We start from the raw sequence: 17,060 nt of genomic DNA on the forward strand, positions 1-17,060 counted from the left end.
GTCATCTGCAAACAGGACTGTGAGCAGCTCGGACTGACAGTCGAGTCGGGGGAGGTAGCAGGCGTGCGGGCCAAGCTGAAAGGCCTGCGGATCCTCACCAAACTCCGCCTGGACCCCGCCGGCGCAACTGAACTCCTGCGCCCTGCTCGTGCTGCCCAATCACACCGTTCCCCGCTGACCGATGATCTTCCCTCATGATTCCCGGCCTCGGACCGGCAGTGCCCCCAACCGAGATCACACAAGGCCTCCCACCTGGGACTTCAAGATGCCGCAGGCTCAATGAACCGGGACAAGCCGTTCCCCAGGCTCGGCAGCTCTGTTCCTCCAGCTGCTCCTCGCGTTGGAATTCGTATCTCCATGCCATCGCAGCTCTTCCGGATGTCACTCCTCCGACCGGCAGCACCACTCCCGCGATGCCGGATCTCAGTCTTTGCTGAGGGGAATACGGAGCTGCAGCCGGTAGCCACCTTCCGCAGTCGGCCCTGCCTCCAGGGTCCCGTGCAGGAGTTCGGCGCGTTCCCGCAGGCCCACCAAGCCTTGTTGCGAACCGGGGAGGGGCAGGGAGGAGCGCGTGGGCGGGGTGTTGGTGATGGTCACTCCGACGTCGTTGTCCTCTTGCCACAGCTCGACAGTGGCCCTCGCGCCGGGGGCGTGCTTGCGGACGTTGGTCAAGGCTTCCTGAACCGTACGGTAGAGGCCTCGTTGGGCGGGTGCGCTCAGGCTGGGCGGGAGTTCCCCTGCCAGCAGCACCTCGGTGCAGCTCGATTCCACCAGCTTGCGCAGGTCGGTCAGGGCCGGCTGAGGGGTGAGCTCGGTGGCGTGACCGCCGGAGACGCGCAGCAACGTGACCATGGTGCGCAGTTCGTCGAGCGTGGCCACGCTCAACGAGCGGATGGTACGGGCAGCCTGCCGGGCCTCCGGGTCCTTGGTGGCGACCTGCAGGGCTCCGGCCTGCACCGCGATCAGGCTCACCTGGTGGGAGACCACGTCGTGCATCTCCCGAGACAGCTGGGCACGTTCCCTGGCGACCACGGCCTGGGCGTGCAGGGCACGTTCGTGCTCCCTGGCCTCCTCGATCTCCTCCAGCCGCCGGGCCAGGTCCCGTCGCGCCTGGACGAGCTGGCCGAACAGGACCGGGGCGACGGCGATCGCCAGGTTGTAGACGAAGAAGAGCAGCGTAAAGGTTTGGCCGACTTCGGAGAAGTCGGACGGAGGCCACGGAATGCTGTCCGCGATGGCGGTCAAGGCGACACATACCGCGAGAAAGCGGCGGTCGCGGGAGCGTTCGGCCACGGTGAACAGCGCCACGAGCGGAGCGACGGCCACCTCGGTCATCACCATGATCGGCAGGGTGAGCAGGAAGACGGCGAACGGGAACCTGCGCCGGAAGACCAGCGCACCGCAGCCGAGCACAGCGAACGCGACGCCGTGACGGGTTTCCTCCCAGGTGTTCACCCACACGTCCAGGGCCGCCACCGCCACCAGGACGAGGTCGACGACCGGCGCGGGCACGCGCCCCCACAGGGCGCCTGCGCGGTTCATCATCCCGCCTGCGACTGCTTGCGTTCGTCGAGCAGCCCGGCCCGCTGTGCCAGCAGTGCGGCCTGCACCCGGCTCGTCACCCGCAGTTTCGTGAGGATCGCGCTGACATGGTCTTTGACCGTGCCGGCGCCCAGGAGGATACGCGCCCCGATGTCCGCGTTCGACAACCCCTCCGCCACCAGGACGAGGACGTCACGCTCGCGAGGGGTGAGCAGCCCGACGCGAGCCGCCTCCTCGTCGACAGCCGCCTCGGCGCCGGGGTGTCTGTGCAGCAGGGCCCGGGACGCCTTGGGCGACAGCACCACGCCGCCCGCTGCGAGGGTGCGCACCAAGTGGGCCAGTTGGTCGGGTTCGGTGTCCTTGAGCAGGAAACCGGCCGCGCCGGAGTGCAGCGCGGTCAGAACGTACTCATCGGTGTCGAACGTCGTCAGCATCGCCACCGCCGGGGCGTTCGGCATCATCCGCAATTGGCGCAGGACGGTGAGTCCGTCGACGTCCGGCATCCGGATGTCCAGCAGCACCACGTCGGGCAGCTCCCGGCGGACGGTCTCGACGGCGTCGCCCCCGCTCGCGGTCGCGACGACCTCGATGTCGTCCGCCGCACCCAGAATGAGGCTGAATCCCGACCGCACCAGAGCCTCGTCGTCCACCACCACTACCCGGATCACGTGCTCCGCCTTACTCTCGCCCACTCTGGCCAGCCTTGCTTTCCGATCTTAAAACTCCGATTGGTCGCAGTGCCCCGAGCGCTGCGCCATGCCTCAAGATTGAGAAACAGGCAGATCAGGGGGACATCCGCCTGAAGTCCGTAACGTCCCCCCAGCCGGGGGTCATACCCTCGCCGGCTCCGCGCTCCGCTTGTGTCGCGGGACGAGAAGGAGGTGCCCGCCGCCGGGGCAGGGAGGGCGGCTTGGCGCCGGCTGCCGCCGTCGGAGGGAGCCACCTCGGGGACGGCGACGGGGTTGGGGATCGCCGTGATCACCGTGCCTGCGGCCAGCGCGTACGGCAGGGCCGCACGGTAGTGGCGGGCGTCGGCGTGGGAGACGGTGACGAAGGCGTCCAGGCCTGGGATCGCAGCGTCCTGATGCGTGCGATTGCGCTCCCCGTGCAGGGCGCGGGTCAGGTGTTCCTGCCCGATGCGCAGGTAGCGGTCGGTGTCGTAGGCCGCCAGGTAGTCATTGATCTTGGGGCGGGTGCCGATGACCACATCGGCGTCGGTGCTCTGCAGCCAGGCCTGAACCCGGATGTCACCCAGAAGAGTGGCGATGCCGCGCTCGACATGGTCGTTCCCCTCGGCGTACCGCTCGCTGGGCTGGTGGTAGAGGGGGTCGTAGCCGTCCGTAGGCCGGCGTATCCGGGCGCAGATCGATCAGCGAGGTGAAGGTGACCTCGGGAGCGAACGGCAGTTCGGTGGTGTCGCGGGTACGGCGCAACGACACCACCTCCACCCGGTGTCCAGGGGCGGTCATCGCGCCGGAGAGAGTGGCGGTGGCACGGATGGTGCCGCCGATACCGTACGCGTTGTCCAGCAGAAAGGCGATCTTGAGTTCCGCTGCCGGGTGCTGTCTCATGCCTTCAGCCTGCGGAAACGGCCCGCCGGCCAGTATCCGGCAGGGGTCAGAGGCACCCCCGCCACCTCGCCGACACCACCCCGCCGGGCGGCTGAGGTCCTTCACCCAGGACTCAGCGGACGAACTTCGCCACCTTCGTGGCGCCGTTCAGCAGATACTCCAGCGGCCCTCGACGGAAGAACCGAGACCAGATCCCAGCGAAGAGGATCACCCCCGCGATGAGCACGAGCAGCGGCAGCCAGGAGGTCTGACTGGACGTGTCGTCGTGTAGGGACGCCACAGACATGACCACGAAGTGGCCAACGTAGGCCGTCAAGGACATCGTGCCCACCGCGATGATCGGACTCATCAACTTTCGCACGCGTGGCAGCCGTTCCATCGCCACCGTCGTGCATACGAGCACAGTGATCACGAACCCCACGCTGCCGATGATGTCGAACGTCGTACCGCTGTGCGGCTCGGCCATCAACAGCGACCAGGCCGCGTCGGCCATGCCGTCCGGCACAGGGCCGGCGCCGGAAGACTTCGGCCCCGAATCCGACGCCGAGGGCATGTACGCCATCCCGGCCGCCAGAACGCCGTCGAACATCCTGCCCAACAGCCACGCCGTGCCGTACCCGAGCACCATGAGCGCGGGACCGAGCGCGGCCAGCCGTCGCTGCACCGTGACGGCGGCCAGATCGAGCCGGCCCAGCGCCATTCCGGCGATCACGAAGGTCATCCAGGGGATCGTCGGGTAGAAGCCGTCGAGCAGGAGGTCCAGGACTCCCACCCCGCTGAACCGTTCGAGAGGGTCGTAGGCGTTGATCGCTGTCGTGATCGACTCGTTCAGCAGCAGCCTGAGGCCGAACGCCAGCTGCGGCAGGACGAGCGCGAGCACGGCCGCGATGATCGCGAGAGTCTTGGCGCGCAGCCGCACCAGGGGCAGGGCAAGCAGGAACCAGAGCCCGTAGAAGGCGAGGATCACCACATCGCCCCAGACCAGCGTCATCGCGATGCCCAGCGTCAGAAGGATCACGGCGCGGATCGCGATATGGGCCTTCGCCTGCCGGCCGGCCAGGCCGGTCTTCGGCTCCCTTCGGCCAGTGATCAGCATCAGCGAGAACCCGGCGAGGGTGGCGAAAAGGATCGACGAACGGCCGTCTGCGAGATACCGCAGCCAGCCGTCGATGCCGTCCACGGCTTCCAGCGAGGGGCCGACGTGCACGGTGTACATCCCGAACACGGCCAGCGCGCGGGCTAGGTCCACTCCGACCAGGCGTCCTATCGAGGACACCGGCCCAGCCGGCACAGCGGCGGGCTCTGGTGGGGATGGGGAGTGAGCGGACGAGGACTCCCGCGGTGGCTGCATTTGTGTCATGGAGAGAATGTCGCGGTGCCGACCGGTGGCGGACCATCCGGCAAGCTTCGGTTGCAGCCCCGCCGAACGACCACCGTAACCCCGCCGACCGGCGGGGCCGCCGCGCAGAATTCAGCACGCCCCCGTGGCGGGCGCGCACCAGACGTAGCCATCTGTAGCCATTGTGTGGCTCTATGTGTTGGGGATGATATGGCGGCCGATCGGTACACGAGGTGGCGTGCCTGGCTGCGGAAGTGGCTCGCCAGGCCGAAGACGGCCAGGGTGAATCTTCAGCGAGAAGATCTCCACCAGGGTGAGGCTCCGCCCCGAATTTGAGAAAGCCCTGGAGACCGCCCGGCAGATCAAAGCCCACGCTCCGCACTGCCGGGTCATCCTGACGGTGTATGAGATGAAGCGCCTCGGCCGTGACGCTTCCGCCCTCGCCGCCCAGCTCACCGCGCACGGCCTGCTGCTGGAGATGCTCGCCGGGCCCCTCACCGGGATCTACGACCCGTCCGGAGCGGGGAAGATACTGTTCGCGTTCTTCGCCGCCATGGCCGAGACCGAGCGCGAGGCGATCCGCGAGGCGACCCTGGAGGGCCTGGATGCCGCCGCCCGCAAGGGCAAGCACGGCGGGCGGCCCGCCGTCATCACCGACGACATGATCCATACCGTGCTGCGGCGCAAGGCCGCCGGCGAGTCCGTCGACGCCATCCGCAAGGATCTGATCATCCCCACCGGCAAACGCAAGGGAGACAACCCCTCCCTCGCCTCGGTCTACCGCGCACTCGCCGAGTGCGAAAGGGCCCAGCGCCACCCCGACGCGGTGGTGCAGGCCAAGGCCGAGTTCGCCGCCCTGCAGATTACAGGTCGAACGTCAGATCCCGTCGGGCGGCGCGGGGACCTCTCCGAGCCGGCGGAGTCCTACGGCGGGGGTGGAGGAGGTGATGGCGTAGCGGCCGAGGCAGTTGAGGTGGGCGTGGCCGAGAGGGCTGAGGCGAGCGACGTCCTCGTTGGTGACCAGGACGCCCTGGGCGCGCAGTTGGTCGACGGCGGCCGACAAGTAGCGGGTGTTCCACAGCGCGACGGCGTTGACGACCAGGCCGAGAGCGGCGAGCTGGTCCTCCTGGCCTTCACGGTAGGGCTGGCGGATCTGCCCGTTGCCGCCGTGGCAGATCTTGCGGGCAAGCCGGTGCCGGGATTCTTGCACGGTGAGCTGCTTGTTCAGACGCCGGTGGTAGGTGTCGTCGATCGGATCGAGGATGGACAGCAGGTGCATCGTCTTATCGATCCGGCCGTACTCGGCGAAGGCCTGCCCGAGCGGGGTCGGACTGCCGCCGCGGGCGAACATGCGCAGCAGGTCGTAGGCGCGGACCTGATTGGTCACCAGTGACCCGGCAACCCGGACCATGTCCGACCACTGCGTATGGACCTTCCTCCTGTTGATCTTGTTGCGGGCGATCGCCTCCAGCGGGCCGTAGTCGCTCGGGGTCTCGCTGCCGGGGACGTCGGCTCACCAGAACCGCTGGTCGCCGAGGTCGGCGAAGCGGGGCGCGAACCGGTAGCCGAGCATGGAGAAGATCCCGAACACCATGTGGGAGTCGGAGGCCTGGTCGGTGGTGACGACCTCCGGTTTGGGACCGACGTCGATGTTGATCAGGCAGTCCAGGATGTACAGCGAGTCGCGCGGGGTGCCGGGCACGACCATCTGCCCGATGCCCATCACCTGGTCGTTGACGGCGTTGAGCAGGGTGATGCCGCGCTTGTAGCCGAAGTACTTCGGGGACGGCCCGGCGTTGACCGTCTGCACCGGGACGACGAACCGCAGCCCGTCGACCGAGGCCAGCAGCCCACCACCCCACTGCGCCACGATCGAGATCGACCGCTGAGCCTCGATGAGCACCGCGTTGGCTCCCGCGTGAGTCTCAGCCCGCACGTAGTTCTGGTCCACATGCGACAGCCGCCCACGGGTCAGGGCACCATCCCCGTCCTTGACCACCGGGGTGAGGCCGACGTTGCAGGCATCGGCGACCAGCAGCGCCACCAGCGAGCGGGGCAGGTCGTGCATCCGCGTGGAGATGTCGGCCAGGTGGACGTAGGCATTCAGAAAGCCGGTCCAGGAGTGGACCTCCAGCAGCAGTTCTGGCAGGTCGATCCGCGGCAGCATCGCCTGGCACGCCGATCGCAGCCACGCTAGCGACGGACTCTCACCGAGCGCGCCGAGCTTGTCCACCGAGAGGCGGGCTCGCCCGTCAGCCGGTGAGACCACCCTGACCCGTGCGTCTTCGCCGGCCTCCTCCAGCCGGGCGGCCATCTGCCTCCATGCCGCGTCCAAGGCCAGCAGCTTGCCGTCCAGATGGCGCTCGACCGGGTCGGTCAGCGACAGCGACGCCAGGACGTCCTCGCTGATCGCCTCCCACGCACGACCATCCAGCAGGTGAGCGCGGGGATCGCCCCACCGCAACGACGGCGCCGCGAACACGTCCCGCACCGCCAGGGCGCGATGCAGCGCCTCCAGCACGCACACCACGTAAGCGTCGCGATCCACCGAGCCCTGAGGAAGAGCAGGATCGGCGAACACCGCCCGCTTCCACGCGGGCGTCACCAGCGAAGTGTCGATCTCCTTCGGCAGCAGCGGCTTGCGGGCCACCTGGCGGCGCGCCAGCTCCGGCAGGCGCCGCACCTCCGCCAGGATCTTCCGGCCGCCCGCCGCCGCCCGAAGCGCCTTCGACTCGCCCAGCAGCTTCAGGAACGGGCGAACGGTGTTGTACTTGTCGACCAGCGCCGCCCGAAGCGCGACCTCCGCGGCGCCGTCATCATCCGGGACCAACTCCTCCACCGACTCCAGCGCGGCCACCACCTGCTCACGGGTCGCCCCGGCCTGTTCGGCCACCGCCGCCCACAACGCCGCCGGATCCAGGTCGGCATTCACCTCGGCGACCAAGTCGAGCTGCTCCACCAGCACCCGCCCCGCCCGCGACAGCAGCCGGGAGGCCTTCTCCAACTTCGGCAGCATCGCCAGCCGTTCCCCGCTGGACTTGCGTCGCGCCGGGCCGATCAGCTTTGTGGCCATCAGCAGGGCGACAGATCGAGGGCGTCGTCGATCGCCTCAGCCTCCAACGATCGGGTCAGCGCCACCGGCGTCGCCGTCCGCCGTGGCTCCAGCAGATTGGCCAGCAGCGGCGCCTTGCTGCCCGCCCCATACCGGGCCAGGGTCTTCATCCGCCGCACCGGAACCTTGGAAACCTCAACCCGCCCCACATCGAACCGGGCGAGATCGTCGACCCGCTTCAATGCCCGGGCCAGCTCCGTGCCCGACTGCCGCTTCGGCGCCCGCCGCAACCGCTCCAGCTCCGAGAATCGTGACCCCTCCGGCACCTCCTCCAACAGCCCCCGCAATGCCTGCGGCAGCCCCGGATCGACACGCCACGCCTGCCTCGCCACCGTCGCGTACAGACGCTCATCCACCTGCTCCCGGACACTGGCGACCAGCCGCTCCAGCACCGTCACTCCGGGCAACAGCACCCGATGACGCCGCAACCACGCCACCGACTGCTCGAACAAGGCGGTCGGCCCTTCTGCGTGCGTCCACGCCCGGCCGTGCAGGAACGTCAAGAACCCCTTCGCCAGGACCCGCCCCTCCCACGAGTCCCGATCCTCGAACACGTGATAGCCATAGGCGTCACGGATCATCCACGCGTGGTCGTAGGCCGTCTGTGGACGTACTCCGTACCGCTTCACCTGCGACGGATCCGCGATCCCCAGCTGCTCGGCCAAGTAGTCGACCACCGGCCACGGCACAGCCAGGGGATCGGTCAAGAACAGGCCCTTGTGCCGGACCGTCCCGATCTGGATCGCCACCCCCAGACGATGCGCATCCTGCCTCGACCGGCGATCACGTCGCGATCGAACGCATCCAGGAAGAAGAACTTCTCCAGATCCGACAGCGACGGCAGCTCCGCGAACTCCGAGTACGCCTTGACCTGCTCGTCAGATAAGAACCTCACAGGCATAGCACTGCAAAGTAGGAGCAACCAGCCGGTAATCACGTTCGAGTGACCAACGCGTTACAGGGGGAACGCTCCAACCTTCGTGTCTCACTCAAGATCGTTCTCAGCGATAAGTACTGTTCCTGGATTCCTCAACCCCGTTCTCACACACCTGGACGGCCAGCCACTGTGCGGCCTTCTCGGCATCAGCAACGGAGCATTCGCGGAAGCCGAAGTACTTGCGGATGTCGACCCGGTGCGCCTTGATCGTGCGGCCGTCCCACTCATACAACCCCAGCTCGGACCCGGGCACGTCCACCAAGCGCGCGACGTAGGCGGCCGCCTGGTCGGGAATCTCACTGGGGCCGGTTGGGAACCGACCGTGCACGGCACAAAACCGAAGCAGCAGCGCGAACCCGAGCTTGGTTGCGCCCCGGCGCCCGGACAAGGCCCGGCGCTCTGGTCGGTGTCACCAGCCGCAAAGTAGAGCGCCCGCGCTGGTCAGAGGGCCCGGACGGCGGATGGCCGCCGGAGCGATTACGGCTGTGGACAACCGGGGCGGGGCAGTGGCCGAATCATGGCGTTCAGGCGTCCTAGGGCGCTGACCTGGGCGGATGTGATTCGAGAGACCGGACAGAGTTAACGTTCTGTTCGGTCAGATCTCACGCGGAGCTACTTGTTGGGTCGGATCGGGGCGCGGTGCTGGCCTTGCGGTCAGTCCGTTTCCCCGATCCGCCCGCCGAACCCGGCGTGCCTCTTTCAAGGCACCGGGCTCTCTACGTGTCTTGTCTCTTTGGTCAGCCGCCGGTTGTGGCGGCTGCCGGTTCCGGGACGGTCCACGCGTTCGGAATCGTGTGACCGCGATAGCGGTAGCGGACCACTTTGACGCTGGCAGCGCCGGTGAGCTCGCGACCGTCATAGGCGATCTTCCATGTGCCCGGCAGGCAGAATCTGCGTCGCATCTCCTGTCTGCTGAGCCGAGAGTGTTTTCGGAAGATCCAGTTCGCAACACAGCGCCATGTGAAGCTGTCGATCGCGTTGAACATGTCCTTGGACACTCCGTGCCGGAAGTAGTTCGCCCACCCCCGCAGCATCCGGTTGAGGCTGAGAACCAGCTCGTCCAGGTCCTGATAGAGGGTTGACCTGTGGGTCTTCGCCTTCACCTTGTCCTTGATCGACTGAACGGCCTCCTTCAGTGCTTGATGGACCGGTGAGGTGCCGGATCGGCGTAGTCGTCGAGCGCGACGGTGTCGGCCACCGACTCCAGACCTCGGCTGACCAGGCGTTTGGGCAGGTAGCGCACGAGTCGTACGGACTGGTTCCGCAGCCACATCTGTGCCCGCGCGTCCGGCATCAGGCCACCGTCGCCGGCGGTCCGGGCGAAGTGCTGGGCCCGGTCGACGAACTCGCGCATGCCCCTCTCGTACGCGGCATAGGCCACCCGCTGGTTGCCCCCGGCCTTGAACAGTTCACCGGCGAGCACGTAGGCGCCGACCAGGGCGAGGCTGGTGCCGATCCCGGACATGGGAGAGGCGCAGAAGGCGGAGTCCCCCACCAGCACGGTCCGGCGGGTCGACCAGGTGCCGACCTGCACCTGCTCGACCCGGTCGAAGTAGAAGTCGGACGCGTCCCAGATCTGCGGCAGGAAAGCGGGGACCTCCCATCCCGCGTGCTCGAAGGTGCGCGCGACGACTTGCTTCTGCGCGGCGACGTCTCGCCGGTCGAACTCGAGCCCGGGGGCACGGAAGAAGAACCCCGCGAGGGCCCTGCCCGGCTCGGTCAGCGGACGCAGGCCCGCTGTTCTGCCGGCACGGCCGTCACCACCGGGCATGGTGTACATGAGTTGCCAGCCGTCCAGATCCACCTCGGACGTGACGGAGAAGAGCGCGATGAAGGAGCCGAGGCGGACGTAACGGTCCTCGGGGCCGAACGTCAGCCGGCGCACGCTGGAATGGACGCCGTCCGCACCGACGAGCAGATCGAACCGCCTGGAGGCCCCCTTCTCGAATGCCACTGTGATGCCGTCCTCGTCCTGCAGCACGTCGGTGATCGCGTCGTCGAAGACGTACTCGACGTCGTCGCGGATCGCGTCGTGGAGGATCCGGGCCAGGTCGGTGCGCAGGAGCGCCCACTCGGCGACCGGCCCGCCGGACGGCCCGAACACGTCGGTGCCCAGGCTCGCCACCCGCTTGCCGCTTTCGTCGATGAAGGCCATGCCGCGGGCTCCGATGCGAGCGTGGCGGATCTGCGGAACGAGGCCCATGCGTTCGATCACCTGCCGCGCGGTGCCCCGGATGTCGACGGCGTGACCGCCCGTGCGAGGCGCCGGCGCACGCTCCACCACCGTCGGCCGGAATCCGTACCGGCGTAGCCAGTACGCCAGAGCCGCCCCGGCGATGCCGCCCCCTGACACGAGGATGTCCCTGTTCTTCATTCGCCCTTCCCCCACGTTCGTGACTACGGCGTATCTTCGCCTTGTGCGTACACCATATGGGCGCTGTGAGGGCGTGTAAGCACGTTCGCGAGCAAAAGTGAACTAGTGCAAGCGACAAAGTGAACTAGTACGCTATACCTGTCATGTCCCCGTCGGACCGGAGGATCACGTGCCATCGACGCAGCGCCCGGAGCCGCCCTACCGGGCGATCGTCGCGGAGATCCGCTCCTGGATCGACGGCGGCGATCTCCGCCCCGGCGACCGAGTGCCGTCCATCCGGGCCATCGCGCAGCGGTGGGGCGTCGCGATCGCGACCGCGACCAAGGTGACGGCCGCTCTGCGCGAGGAGGGCCTCGTCGAGACGAAGGGCGGTTCGGGCACAGTGGTCAGCCCCCGGGCCGGCCGTCGGCCCGCTCGCCCGCAGCACCGCGACACCACGGCCGCGCGACAGGCCGAATCGGCCGACCAGGAGATGCTCCGGACGCGCATCCTCCGCGCCGCCGTCGACCTCGCCGACACCGAGGGGCTGCACGCGCTGTCGATGCGCCGGCTCGCGGCCAAGCTGGAGCTCGGGCCGATGTCCCTGTACCGGCATGTCACCGGGAAGGAGGAACTGCTGGTCCAGATGGCCGACATCGTGTTCGGCGACCTCGATCTGCCCGAGCGCGGACCGCAGGGGTGGCGCGCCAAGCTCGAACTAGTCGCCCGTCAGCAATGGCGGCTCTGTCGGCGGCACGTGTGGCTGCCCCATGTCGTCTCGTTCACCCGGCCCGTTCTGGCCCCCAACATGATGGCCCACACCGAGTGGACCCTGCGGGCGCTCGAGGAGCTCCATCTCCCCATGGACGTCCGGTTCCAGGAGACGCTCACCCTGCACGCGCTCGTCGTCACCGTCGGGCTGTCCAAGGCAGCCGAGGCCGAGGCCGAGCGGAACACGGGCATGACCTTGCAGCGCTGGTCGGAAGCCGAGCGCTCGCGCCGGCAGGAGCTCCTCGCCGACGGAAGATTCCCCCTCCTGGCGACGATCTCGGGCGATGCGGCGCCCGATCTGGACGTCTTGTTCGAGTACGGCCTGGCCCGCCATCTGGACGGATTCGCGGCCCTGGTCGGCGACCAGGGCTCCTAGGCACGAGCCCATCTGTGAACGTGTTCAGCCGCCGAGGCGATCGCGGCCGCCGTACGGAGTTTCAGGGGTCCCGGTAGTAATCGACGAAAATCCAACGAATATGCCCCTGACCTGCTCTGATGTGAGGGCGCCGCAGGACTGGTGTGTCCGCTGGTAGATGCGGTGGGCCGGGCCGAGGATGCCGCTGACCTTGCCGAGGGCTCCACGTCGACGCTGGCCAGCGATATCCGTTGGATTTTCGCCGATTACTACCGGGACCCCTTGTCGTGACTGGCCCACCGGTCCCGAGTGACTGCCCGCCTTGCGTTCAGGCGAAGTCAGGCGCTTGGTCGCATGCCCCTTTGGCGAATGCGCGCGATGCCTGCGCCCTGGGTTTGACCTTGACCCTAGGTCAGGGTGCACGCTGAACGGGTGAGCAATTTCAACTCCGCGTGGACAGGCATGGTGTCGATCGACGACACCGCGCTGGCCGTGACCGACACCGGTGGGCCCGGCCGCCCCGTGATCTACCTCAACGGCCAGTTCGCCAGTCAGGCGTACTGGCGGCAGGTCATCGCCGAACTCGGCAGCGACTACCGGCACATCACCTACGACATGCGGGCCCGCGGCCGATCGAAGCGTTCGGCCGCGGCCGCTTCGTTCGAGACGCACGTCCGTGACATCGACGCCGTCCTTGCGGCCAGGGGCGTGGACCAGCCGCTGCTGGTCGGCTGGTCCTACGGTGCGCCGGTCGCGCTGCACTGGGTCAGCCGGCATCCGGACCGCGCCCTCGGGGTGGTGTCCGTGGATGGCGCCTACCCGCACGACTACCCCGACGCACCCCCGGAACGGATCCGGCGGCTGTGGCGCCGGTCGCGATGGCTGCTGCCGATGCTCTCCACGCTGGGCATGGCCGCGAAGATGTCCGCCGAGCAGCATGCCCAGAGCAACATCGAGCTCATCGAGATCTCCGCCGCCCTCGGCCCGATCCTGGACGGTGCGACCTTCCCGGTCCGGTACGTGGTAGCCACGGGCGCCAACCTCGGAGGCGGCCATGATGAAATGGAGAGCGCGCGCGCCACCCTCGCCCCGGTGCTTGCCCGCAACCCCAACATCAAGGTGAGCGCGAAGGTCGTCAGCAACCACAGCAAGATCCTGAGGAAGGACTTCCGCGCGGTCGCGGACGCGGTTCGTGAGCTCGCCGGCGCCCCACGATCACGGGGCCGGCGGAGCAGATGACGGACGGCGTCACGATCGGCCAGGCGGCGGCATTCGCCGGCGTCACGGTGAAGGCCATCCGGCACTACCACCAGCACAGGTTGATCGACGAACCCCGGCGCGACAGCTCCGGCTATCGACGCTACGGATCGGCCGACCTGCTGCGGCTGGTCCAGATCCGGACACTGGCCGGCGCCGGCGTGCCGCTGGCCGAAATCGGGGCGATCCTCGACGCCGATCCCGACCGGTTCGCCACCGCACTCGTCGACGCCGAACGGCACCTCACCGACCGGATCGACGATCTGATCGCGCGGCGTGAGACGCTGCGCCGGCTCGCCACCGGCGACCGGGCCCTGCTGCCCGAACGCGCTCTCGCTCTCCTGAACCGGGCACCCGATCTCGGCTTCACCGCGGACGATGTGACGATGGCCCGGGAGGGCCTGGTGTTGATCAAAGCCCTGGTGCCGGAGGGTTTCGATGACTACCTCCGCCGGATCGAGCGCGCCCTGGACGATCCTCGGTACATGTCGTTGATCAAGCGCATGTGGCATGCCGCCGAGTGGGAGCCGGACGACCCTCGCATCGACGAGCTTGCCACGGCCATCGCCGACCACTTCATCGCTCATCCCGCACTGCTGCCCATCCCGGCCGGACTCCAGGACCGCACCGACAGTGCGATCCGGTACAGCCTGCTCACCCACCACGGACACGAGCAGAAGCCGGGCTGGACCCGGCTGACCGCGTTGATCGAAGCGCGTCTGCGTTCGGCCGGCATCGACATCGCGGACCAGACTCCCCTTGACTGAGACCTGCCATTGGCGCCAAGGTCGTTCGTCACTCAGAGAGGATCACCTGACTGTTGACCCGCTGGCCCTGGCCCGAGGTCGAGCTGTTTGCTCATGTCGAGCTCGAACTTGCCGTACAGGTTCAGATGGGACCAGAACAGAGCCGACAGGGCGCGCCGGTCGGCATCGGTGAGCTTCTTCTGCCACTTCGGCTCGGCCAGGACGAGCTGGACCATCCTGGTGTTCAGGTAGACGATCGCGGCCTGGACCAGGTGCAACGCCAGCGCCGAGACCTCGACATGCTCACGGTCGTCGCCGGTCAGATCACCGGCCTTGCCGTAGAAGATGTCCTTGTTGGCCGAATTCCAGTTCTCCACCACGTTCAAGCCCTCATGGATCTCGCGGCGCAGTTCCTCCTCGGCCAGGTAGTCGCAGATGAAAACGGTGCGGATCACCCGGCCGAGTTCCTCGATGGCCCGGTAGGTGGGGTGCTTGGGGCCGCCGCGGGTGAAGCGGCGCAGCATCTGATGGGCCTCGGCGGTGCCCAGCCGTAGCGCGGTCGCGTACTTGATCATCTGGTCGTACTGGTTGGCGATCAATTCCCAGTCGATGCTCTTGCCCGACAGGACGCCCTCCAGTTGCGGCCAGGCCTCGCCCTCGGTCAGGCCCGGCCGGTACAGGCGGGCCGAGCCGATGTTCTTCAGCCGGGGCAGCAGCTTGAAGTCCAGCAAGTGCGAGAACGCAAAGCCCACGATTGAAGCTCCGTGGGTATCGGTGTACTGGCGGTCGATCTCCGCGCTGGTCAGATGGCGCAGCAGGCCCTCGATCATCGAGGCCACCTCGGAGTCGGTGGTGGAGCGCACCTGGCTGTAGATGCACACGTTCTTGCGTTCTACGTGCCAATACACCATGATCCCGGCGCCGCCGTAGCGCTGGTGCCACTCGGTCATGAAGTTCGCCGACCAGGAACCGAACTTGCGCGAGTCCGACGCGCACGCCGTGCCCGGCCCCCACAGCGAGACATCGCGCACCTCCAGCGTCTTGTTGACCACCGTGCGGATCGCGGCGCGCAGGTTGTCGCGGTTGACGAACAGTCGGCGGGTCCGGCGCAGCGCCGCCTCGGTGTCGGCCTCCATCCCCTCGATCGCCGCGGTGCCGTCGGCGACCCGTTTGATCCCCATGTTCGTGCCCAGCCCGAACGTGCACAACAGCAACCGGCGGCGCAGCACCTTCGCATCCGTCACCGTGCGCGAGGCCACCGAGGTGAACTCGCCGGTGAACTTCGTGGCGTGGTCGATGTTCTTGATCAGGTCCAGCAGGTCGATCACGCCCCACCGGCGGGTGATCTCCTCCTTCAGCGCCTCCAGGTTCTCCGGCTCGCTCTGCTTGCCCAGCGGCGGGACGCTGATCCACGGCTCGCCCTTCCTCCTGGTGATGCTCACCCCGCCCGTCGTGGCCTTCTTCAGCCCCTTGTTCAGCCGGCCCAGCGCCGCCACGTGCCGCTTCTGCAGGTCGGCGATGAAGTCGGCCAGGTCGCGGGGCTTGGCCAGCGCCTCGTAATGCACGTCCCGGTTGTCCTCGAAGTCGGCGGGCAGATCCTCATCGGGGTTGCGCCAGGTGTTGGCGCCCTCCACCCAGACCTCGCGGCGCCGAATCGCCTTACGCAGCGCCACCAGCACGCACAGCTCGTACGGGATCCGCTCCACCAGGCCGCTGTCGGGGTCCAGGACCGCGTCACGCCAGTCCTCGGGCACCACGTGCTCCAGCGGCACCGCCTCGGCGGCCGCATAGAAGTCGGCGTCGGAGCCGTCGTAGCGCTTGAGCAGGTCCAGCGCGTCCATCACCGGTTTGAAGGTGTCGTTGCTGGAGCGGAAGATCACCGCCTTGAGCAGCTTGGGCAGGCCGCGCCGGTAGTGGTGGGAGTAGGAGCCGCGCAGCTTGGTCCGCACCCGGGTACGCAGCTCCTTCTCGTTCGCCTTGGCCTCGGCGATGATGTCTTCCAGCGTCCGCTCGCCGACCACCGGATACAGGGCCTTGCGGACGATCTCCTCCGGCAGCTCCAGCGCCGCTGTGGCGAGCTTCACCGAGATCCCGTTCTTGCCCTGCACCCGCCGGAACTCGGCGTTGAGCTCGCCCTCGACCTTCTTCTCCGCCCGCACGCTGATCTTGTGCACGAGCTGGATCAGCAGCTCCACCAGCCCGTCGATCAGCTCCGCCTGCCGCACCTGGCACAACGCGGCCAGCAGGGTGAGGCGCACCGGCGGTGCCGCCGCCTCGAAATCGGACGGGTACATCTTCATCGCCCGGGCCCGCCAGCCCGCCACGACCTTCTCCGAGACCCCCTCGAACAACGCGGCCGGCAGACCGACTGCCTTCACCCGCTCCAGCTTGACGATCTCGGCCAGCAGCGTGTCTCCAACTGCAGCGGCCCCGGGTCCTCCTTCAGCTCCTGCAAGAACGCGCGCCGGCCGCCACTGGCGCCACCGGCGACTTGAGTCTGCCCGTCCCCTTCCGGAACGTCCTCTCCGGCGACCGGGGCACCGGCCGAGGGAACATCGGCGACGATCAGCTCTTCCAGCTTGCCGACCGACTCGAACGACAAGCGCTCCATGGTCGTGGCGGTGAAGTTCCGCTCGAACATCGCCTCGGCCGCGCCCAGCACGCGTTCGATCCGGGTCGTCTTCGGCGGCTCGATCCGGTCTTCGCGGCAGCGCGCCAGCAGCGCGCCGCGCAGCCGATCCCGCGACATCTCCACCGGACAGATCTTGGTGGCCAGCCAGTCGGCGAGCTTGTCCTCATCGCCCACCGTCGGCTCACGGAAGCCGTGGAACTCCCGGATTTGCGCCCGGTGGTACTCGATCGTGCGCCCGGACCAGTCGTAGGCGGCGAACAGCTTCGCGTCCACCTTGACCTGTCCCGCCATGAACTCCACCGCTGGGCGAGGCAGGTCCTCCCGGCGCGGGAACCTGCCTTCCAGTTCGTAGAACTTCAGCAGCAGCGCGAACCTTATCTTGAGCCCGCTTTTCGATCATGCTTCTGACCTGGGGCAATCCGGTGTGGACAGTGTCGTCGACGAG

13 protein-coding genes and 2 pseudogenes are annotated in these 17,060 nt (G+C 67.9%); 4 read left to right on the top strand and 11 right to left on the bottom strand.

The genetic code is table 11. The annotated features are described in order from the left end of the window. Positions 1 to 423: 423 nt before the first annotated feature. The 5 genes from ACQPYK_RS24060 to ACQPYK_RS24080 all read right to left on the bottom strand — a co-directional run bounded on the left by ACQPYK_RS24060 (position 424) and on the right by ACQPYK_RS24080 (position 4,389). Complete coding sequence (locus ACQPYK_RS24060) at positions 424 to 1,545, bottom strand: sensor histidine kinase (RefSeq protein ID WP_433258605.1); 1,122 nt, start codon at positions 1,543 to 1,545, stop codon at positions 424 to 426. Beyond that, on the bottom strand, positions 1,542 to 2,234 hold the full coding sequence (locus tag ACQPYK_RS24065; RefSeq protein ID WP_433258607.1) for a response regulator: 693 nt from the start codon (positions 2,232 to 2,234) through the stop codon (positions 1,542 to 1,544). The genes ACQPYK_RS24060 and ACQPYK_RS24065 overlap by 4 nt, the downstream gene beginning before the upstream one ends. Then, a complete protein-coding gene (locus ACQPYK_RS24070; RefSeq protein WP_433258609.1) occupies positions 2,207 to 2,749 on the bottom strand; it encodes a hypothetical protein in 543 nt (180 codons plus the stop codon). The genes ACQPYK_RS24065 and ACQPYK_RS24070 overlap by 28 nt, the downstream gene beginning before the upstream one ends. Before the next feature lie 40 nt (positions 2,750 to 2,789). Further along, complete coding sequence (locus ACQPYK_RS24075; RefSeq protein ID WP_433258610.1) at positions 2,790 to 3,113, bottom strand: hypothetical protein; 324 nt, start codon at positions 3,111 to 3,113, stop codon at positions 2,790 to 2,792. Positions 3,114 to 3,225: 112 nt separating this feature from the next. Further along, the gene (locus ACQPYK_RS24080) at positions 3,226 to 4,389 is read right to left on the bottom strand and encodes a DUF418 domain-containing protein (RefSeq protein WP_433258612.1); all 1,164 of its coding nucleotides are present in this window, start codon (positions 4,387 to 4,389) and stop codon (positions 3,226 to 3,228) included. Positions 4,390 to 4,753: 364 nt separating this feature from the next. Between ACQPYK_RS24080 and ACQPYK_RS24085 the strand changes: the two are divergent. Continuing rightward, positions 4,754 to 5,071, top strand: a pseudogene (locus ACQPYK_RS24085) (recombinase family protein); the annotation flags it as partial. A gap of 258 nt (positions 5,072 to 5,329) precedes the next feature. Here ACQPYK_RS24085 and ACQPYK_RS24090 read toward each other — a convergent pair. The 4 genes and pseudogenes from ACQPYK_RS24090 to ACQPYK_RS24105 form a co-directional block, all read right to left on the bottom strand. Next, positions 5,330 to 8,465: pseudogene (locus ACQPYK_RS24090) on the bottom strand (Tn3 family transposase). A 100-nt stretch (positions 8,466 to 8,565) separates the two neighbouring features. After that, entirely contained in the window at positions 8,566 to 8,889 is a 324-nt protein-coding gene (locus ACQPYK_RS24095; protein ID WP_433258614.1) for a DUF4158 domain-containing protein, read from the bottom strand. Positions 8,890 to 9,238: 349 nt separating this feature from the next. After that, the gene (locus ACQPYK_RS24100) at positions 9,239 to 9,637 is read right to left on the bottom strand and encodes a group II intron maturase-specific domain-containing protein (RefSeq protein ID WP_433258899.1); all 399 of its coding nucleotides are present in this window, start codon (positions 9,635 to 9,637) and stop codon (positions 9,239 to 9,241) included. Then, complete coding sequence (locus tag ACQPYK_RS24105; RefSeq protein WP_433258615.1) at positions 9,634 to 10,875, bottom strand: FAD-dependent monooxygenase; 1,242 nt, start codon at positions 10,873 to 10,875, stop codon at positions 9,634 to 9,636. The genes ACQPYK_RS24100 and ACQPYK_RS24105 overlap by 4 nt, the downstream gene beginning before the upstream one ends. 169 nt (positions 10,876 to 11,044) lie before the next feature. Here ACQPYK_RS24105 and ACQPYK_RS24110 point away from each other — a divergent pair, with 169 nt between their 5' ends. The 3 genes from ACQPYK_RS24110 (at position 11,045) to ACQPYK_RS24120 (ending at position 14,004) form a co-directional block, all read left to right on the top strand. Then, positions 11,045 to 12,001: a TetR/AcrR family transcriptional regulator C-terminal domain-containing protein gene (locus ACQPYK_RS24110; RefSeq protein WP_386485468.1), complete on the top strand. Its 957-nt coding sequence runs from the start codon at positions 11,045 to 11,047 to the stop codon at positions 11,999 to 12,001. A 411-nt stretch (positions 12,002 to 12,412) separates the two neighbouring features. Beyond that, positions 12,413 to 13,219: an alpha/beta fold hydrolase gene (locus tag ACQPYK_RS24115; RefSeq protein ID WP_433258616.1), complete on the top strand. Its 807-nt coding sequence runs from the start codon at positions 12,413 to 12,415 to the stop codon at positions 13,217 to 13,219. Next, entirely contained in the window at positions 13,216 to 14,004 is a 789-nt protein-coding gene (locus ACQPYK_RS24120) for a MerR family transcriptional regulator (protein ID WP_433258617.1), read from the top strand. Before ACQPYK_RS24115 ends, ACQPYK_RS24120 begins: the two co-directional genes overlap by 4 nt. Positions 14,005 to 14,036: 32 nt before the next feature. Here the strand turns inward: ACQPYK_RS24120 and ACQPYK_RS24125 are convergent, their stop codons facing one another. Beyond that, positions 14,037 to 16,361: a Tn3 family transposase gene (locus ACQPYK_RS24125; protein WP_433258618.1), complete on the bottom strand. Its 2,325-nt coding sequence runs from the start codon at positions 16,359 to 16,361 to the stop codon at positions 14,037 to 14,039. Further along, a complete protein-coding gene (locus ACQPYK_RS24130) occupies positions 16,358 to 16,993 on the bottom strand; it encodes a DUF4158 domain-containing protein (protein WP_433258901.1) in 636 nt (211 codons plus the stop codon). The genes ACQPYK_RS24125 and ACQPYK_RS24130 overlap by 4 nt, the downstream gene beginning before the upstream one ends. Between the last annotated feature and the right edge of the window lie 67 nt (positions 16,994 to 17,060).

The sequence above is a fragment of the Streptosporangium sp. CA-135522 genome (genome assembly GCF_050949235.1).
GTDB lineage: Bacteria > Actinomycetota > Actinomycetes > Streptosporangiales > Streptosporangiaceae > Streptosporangium.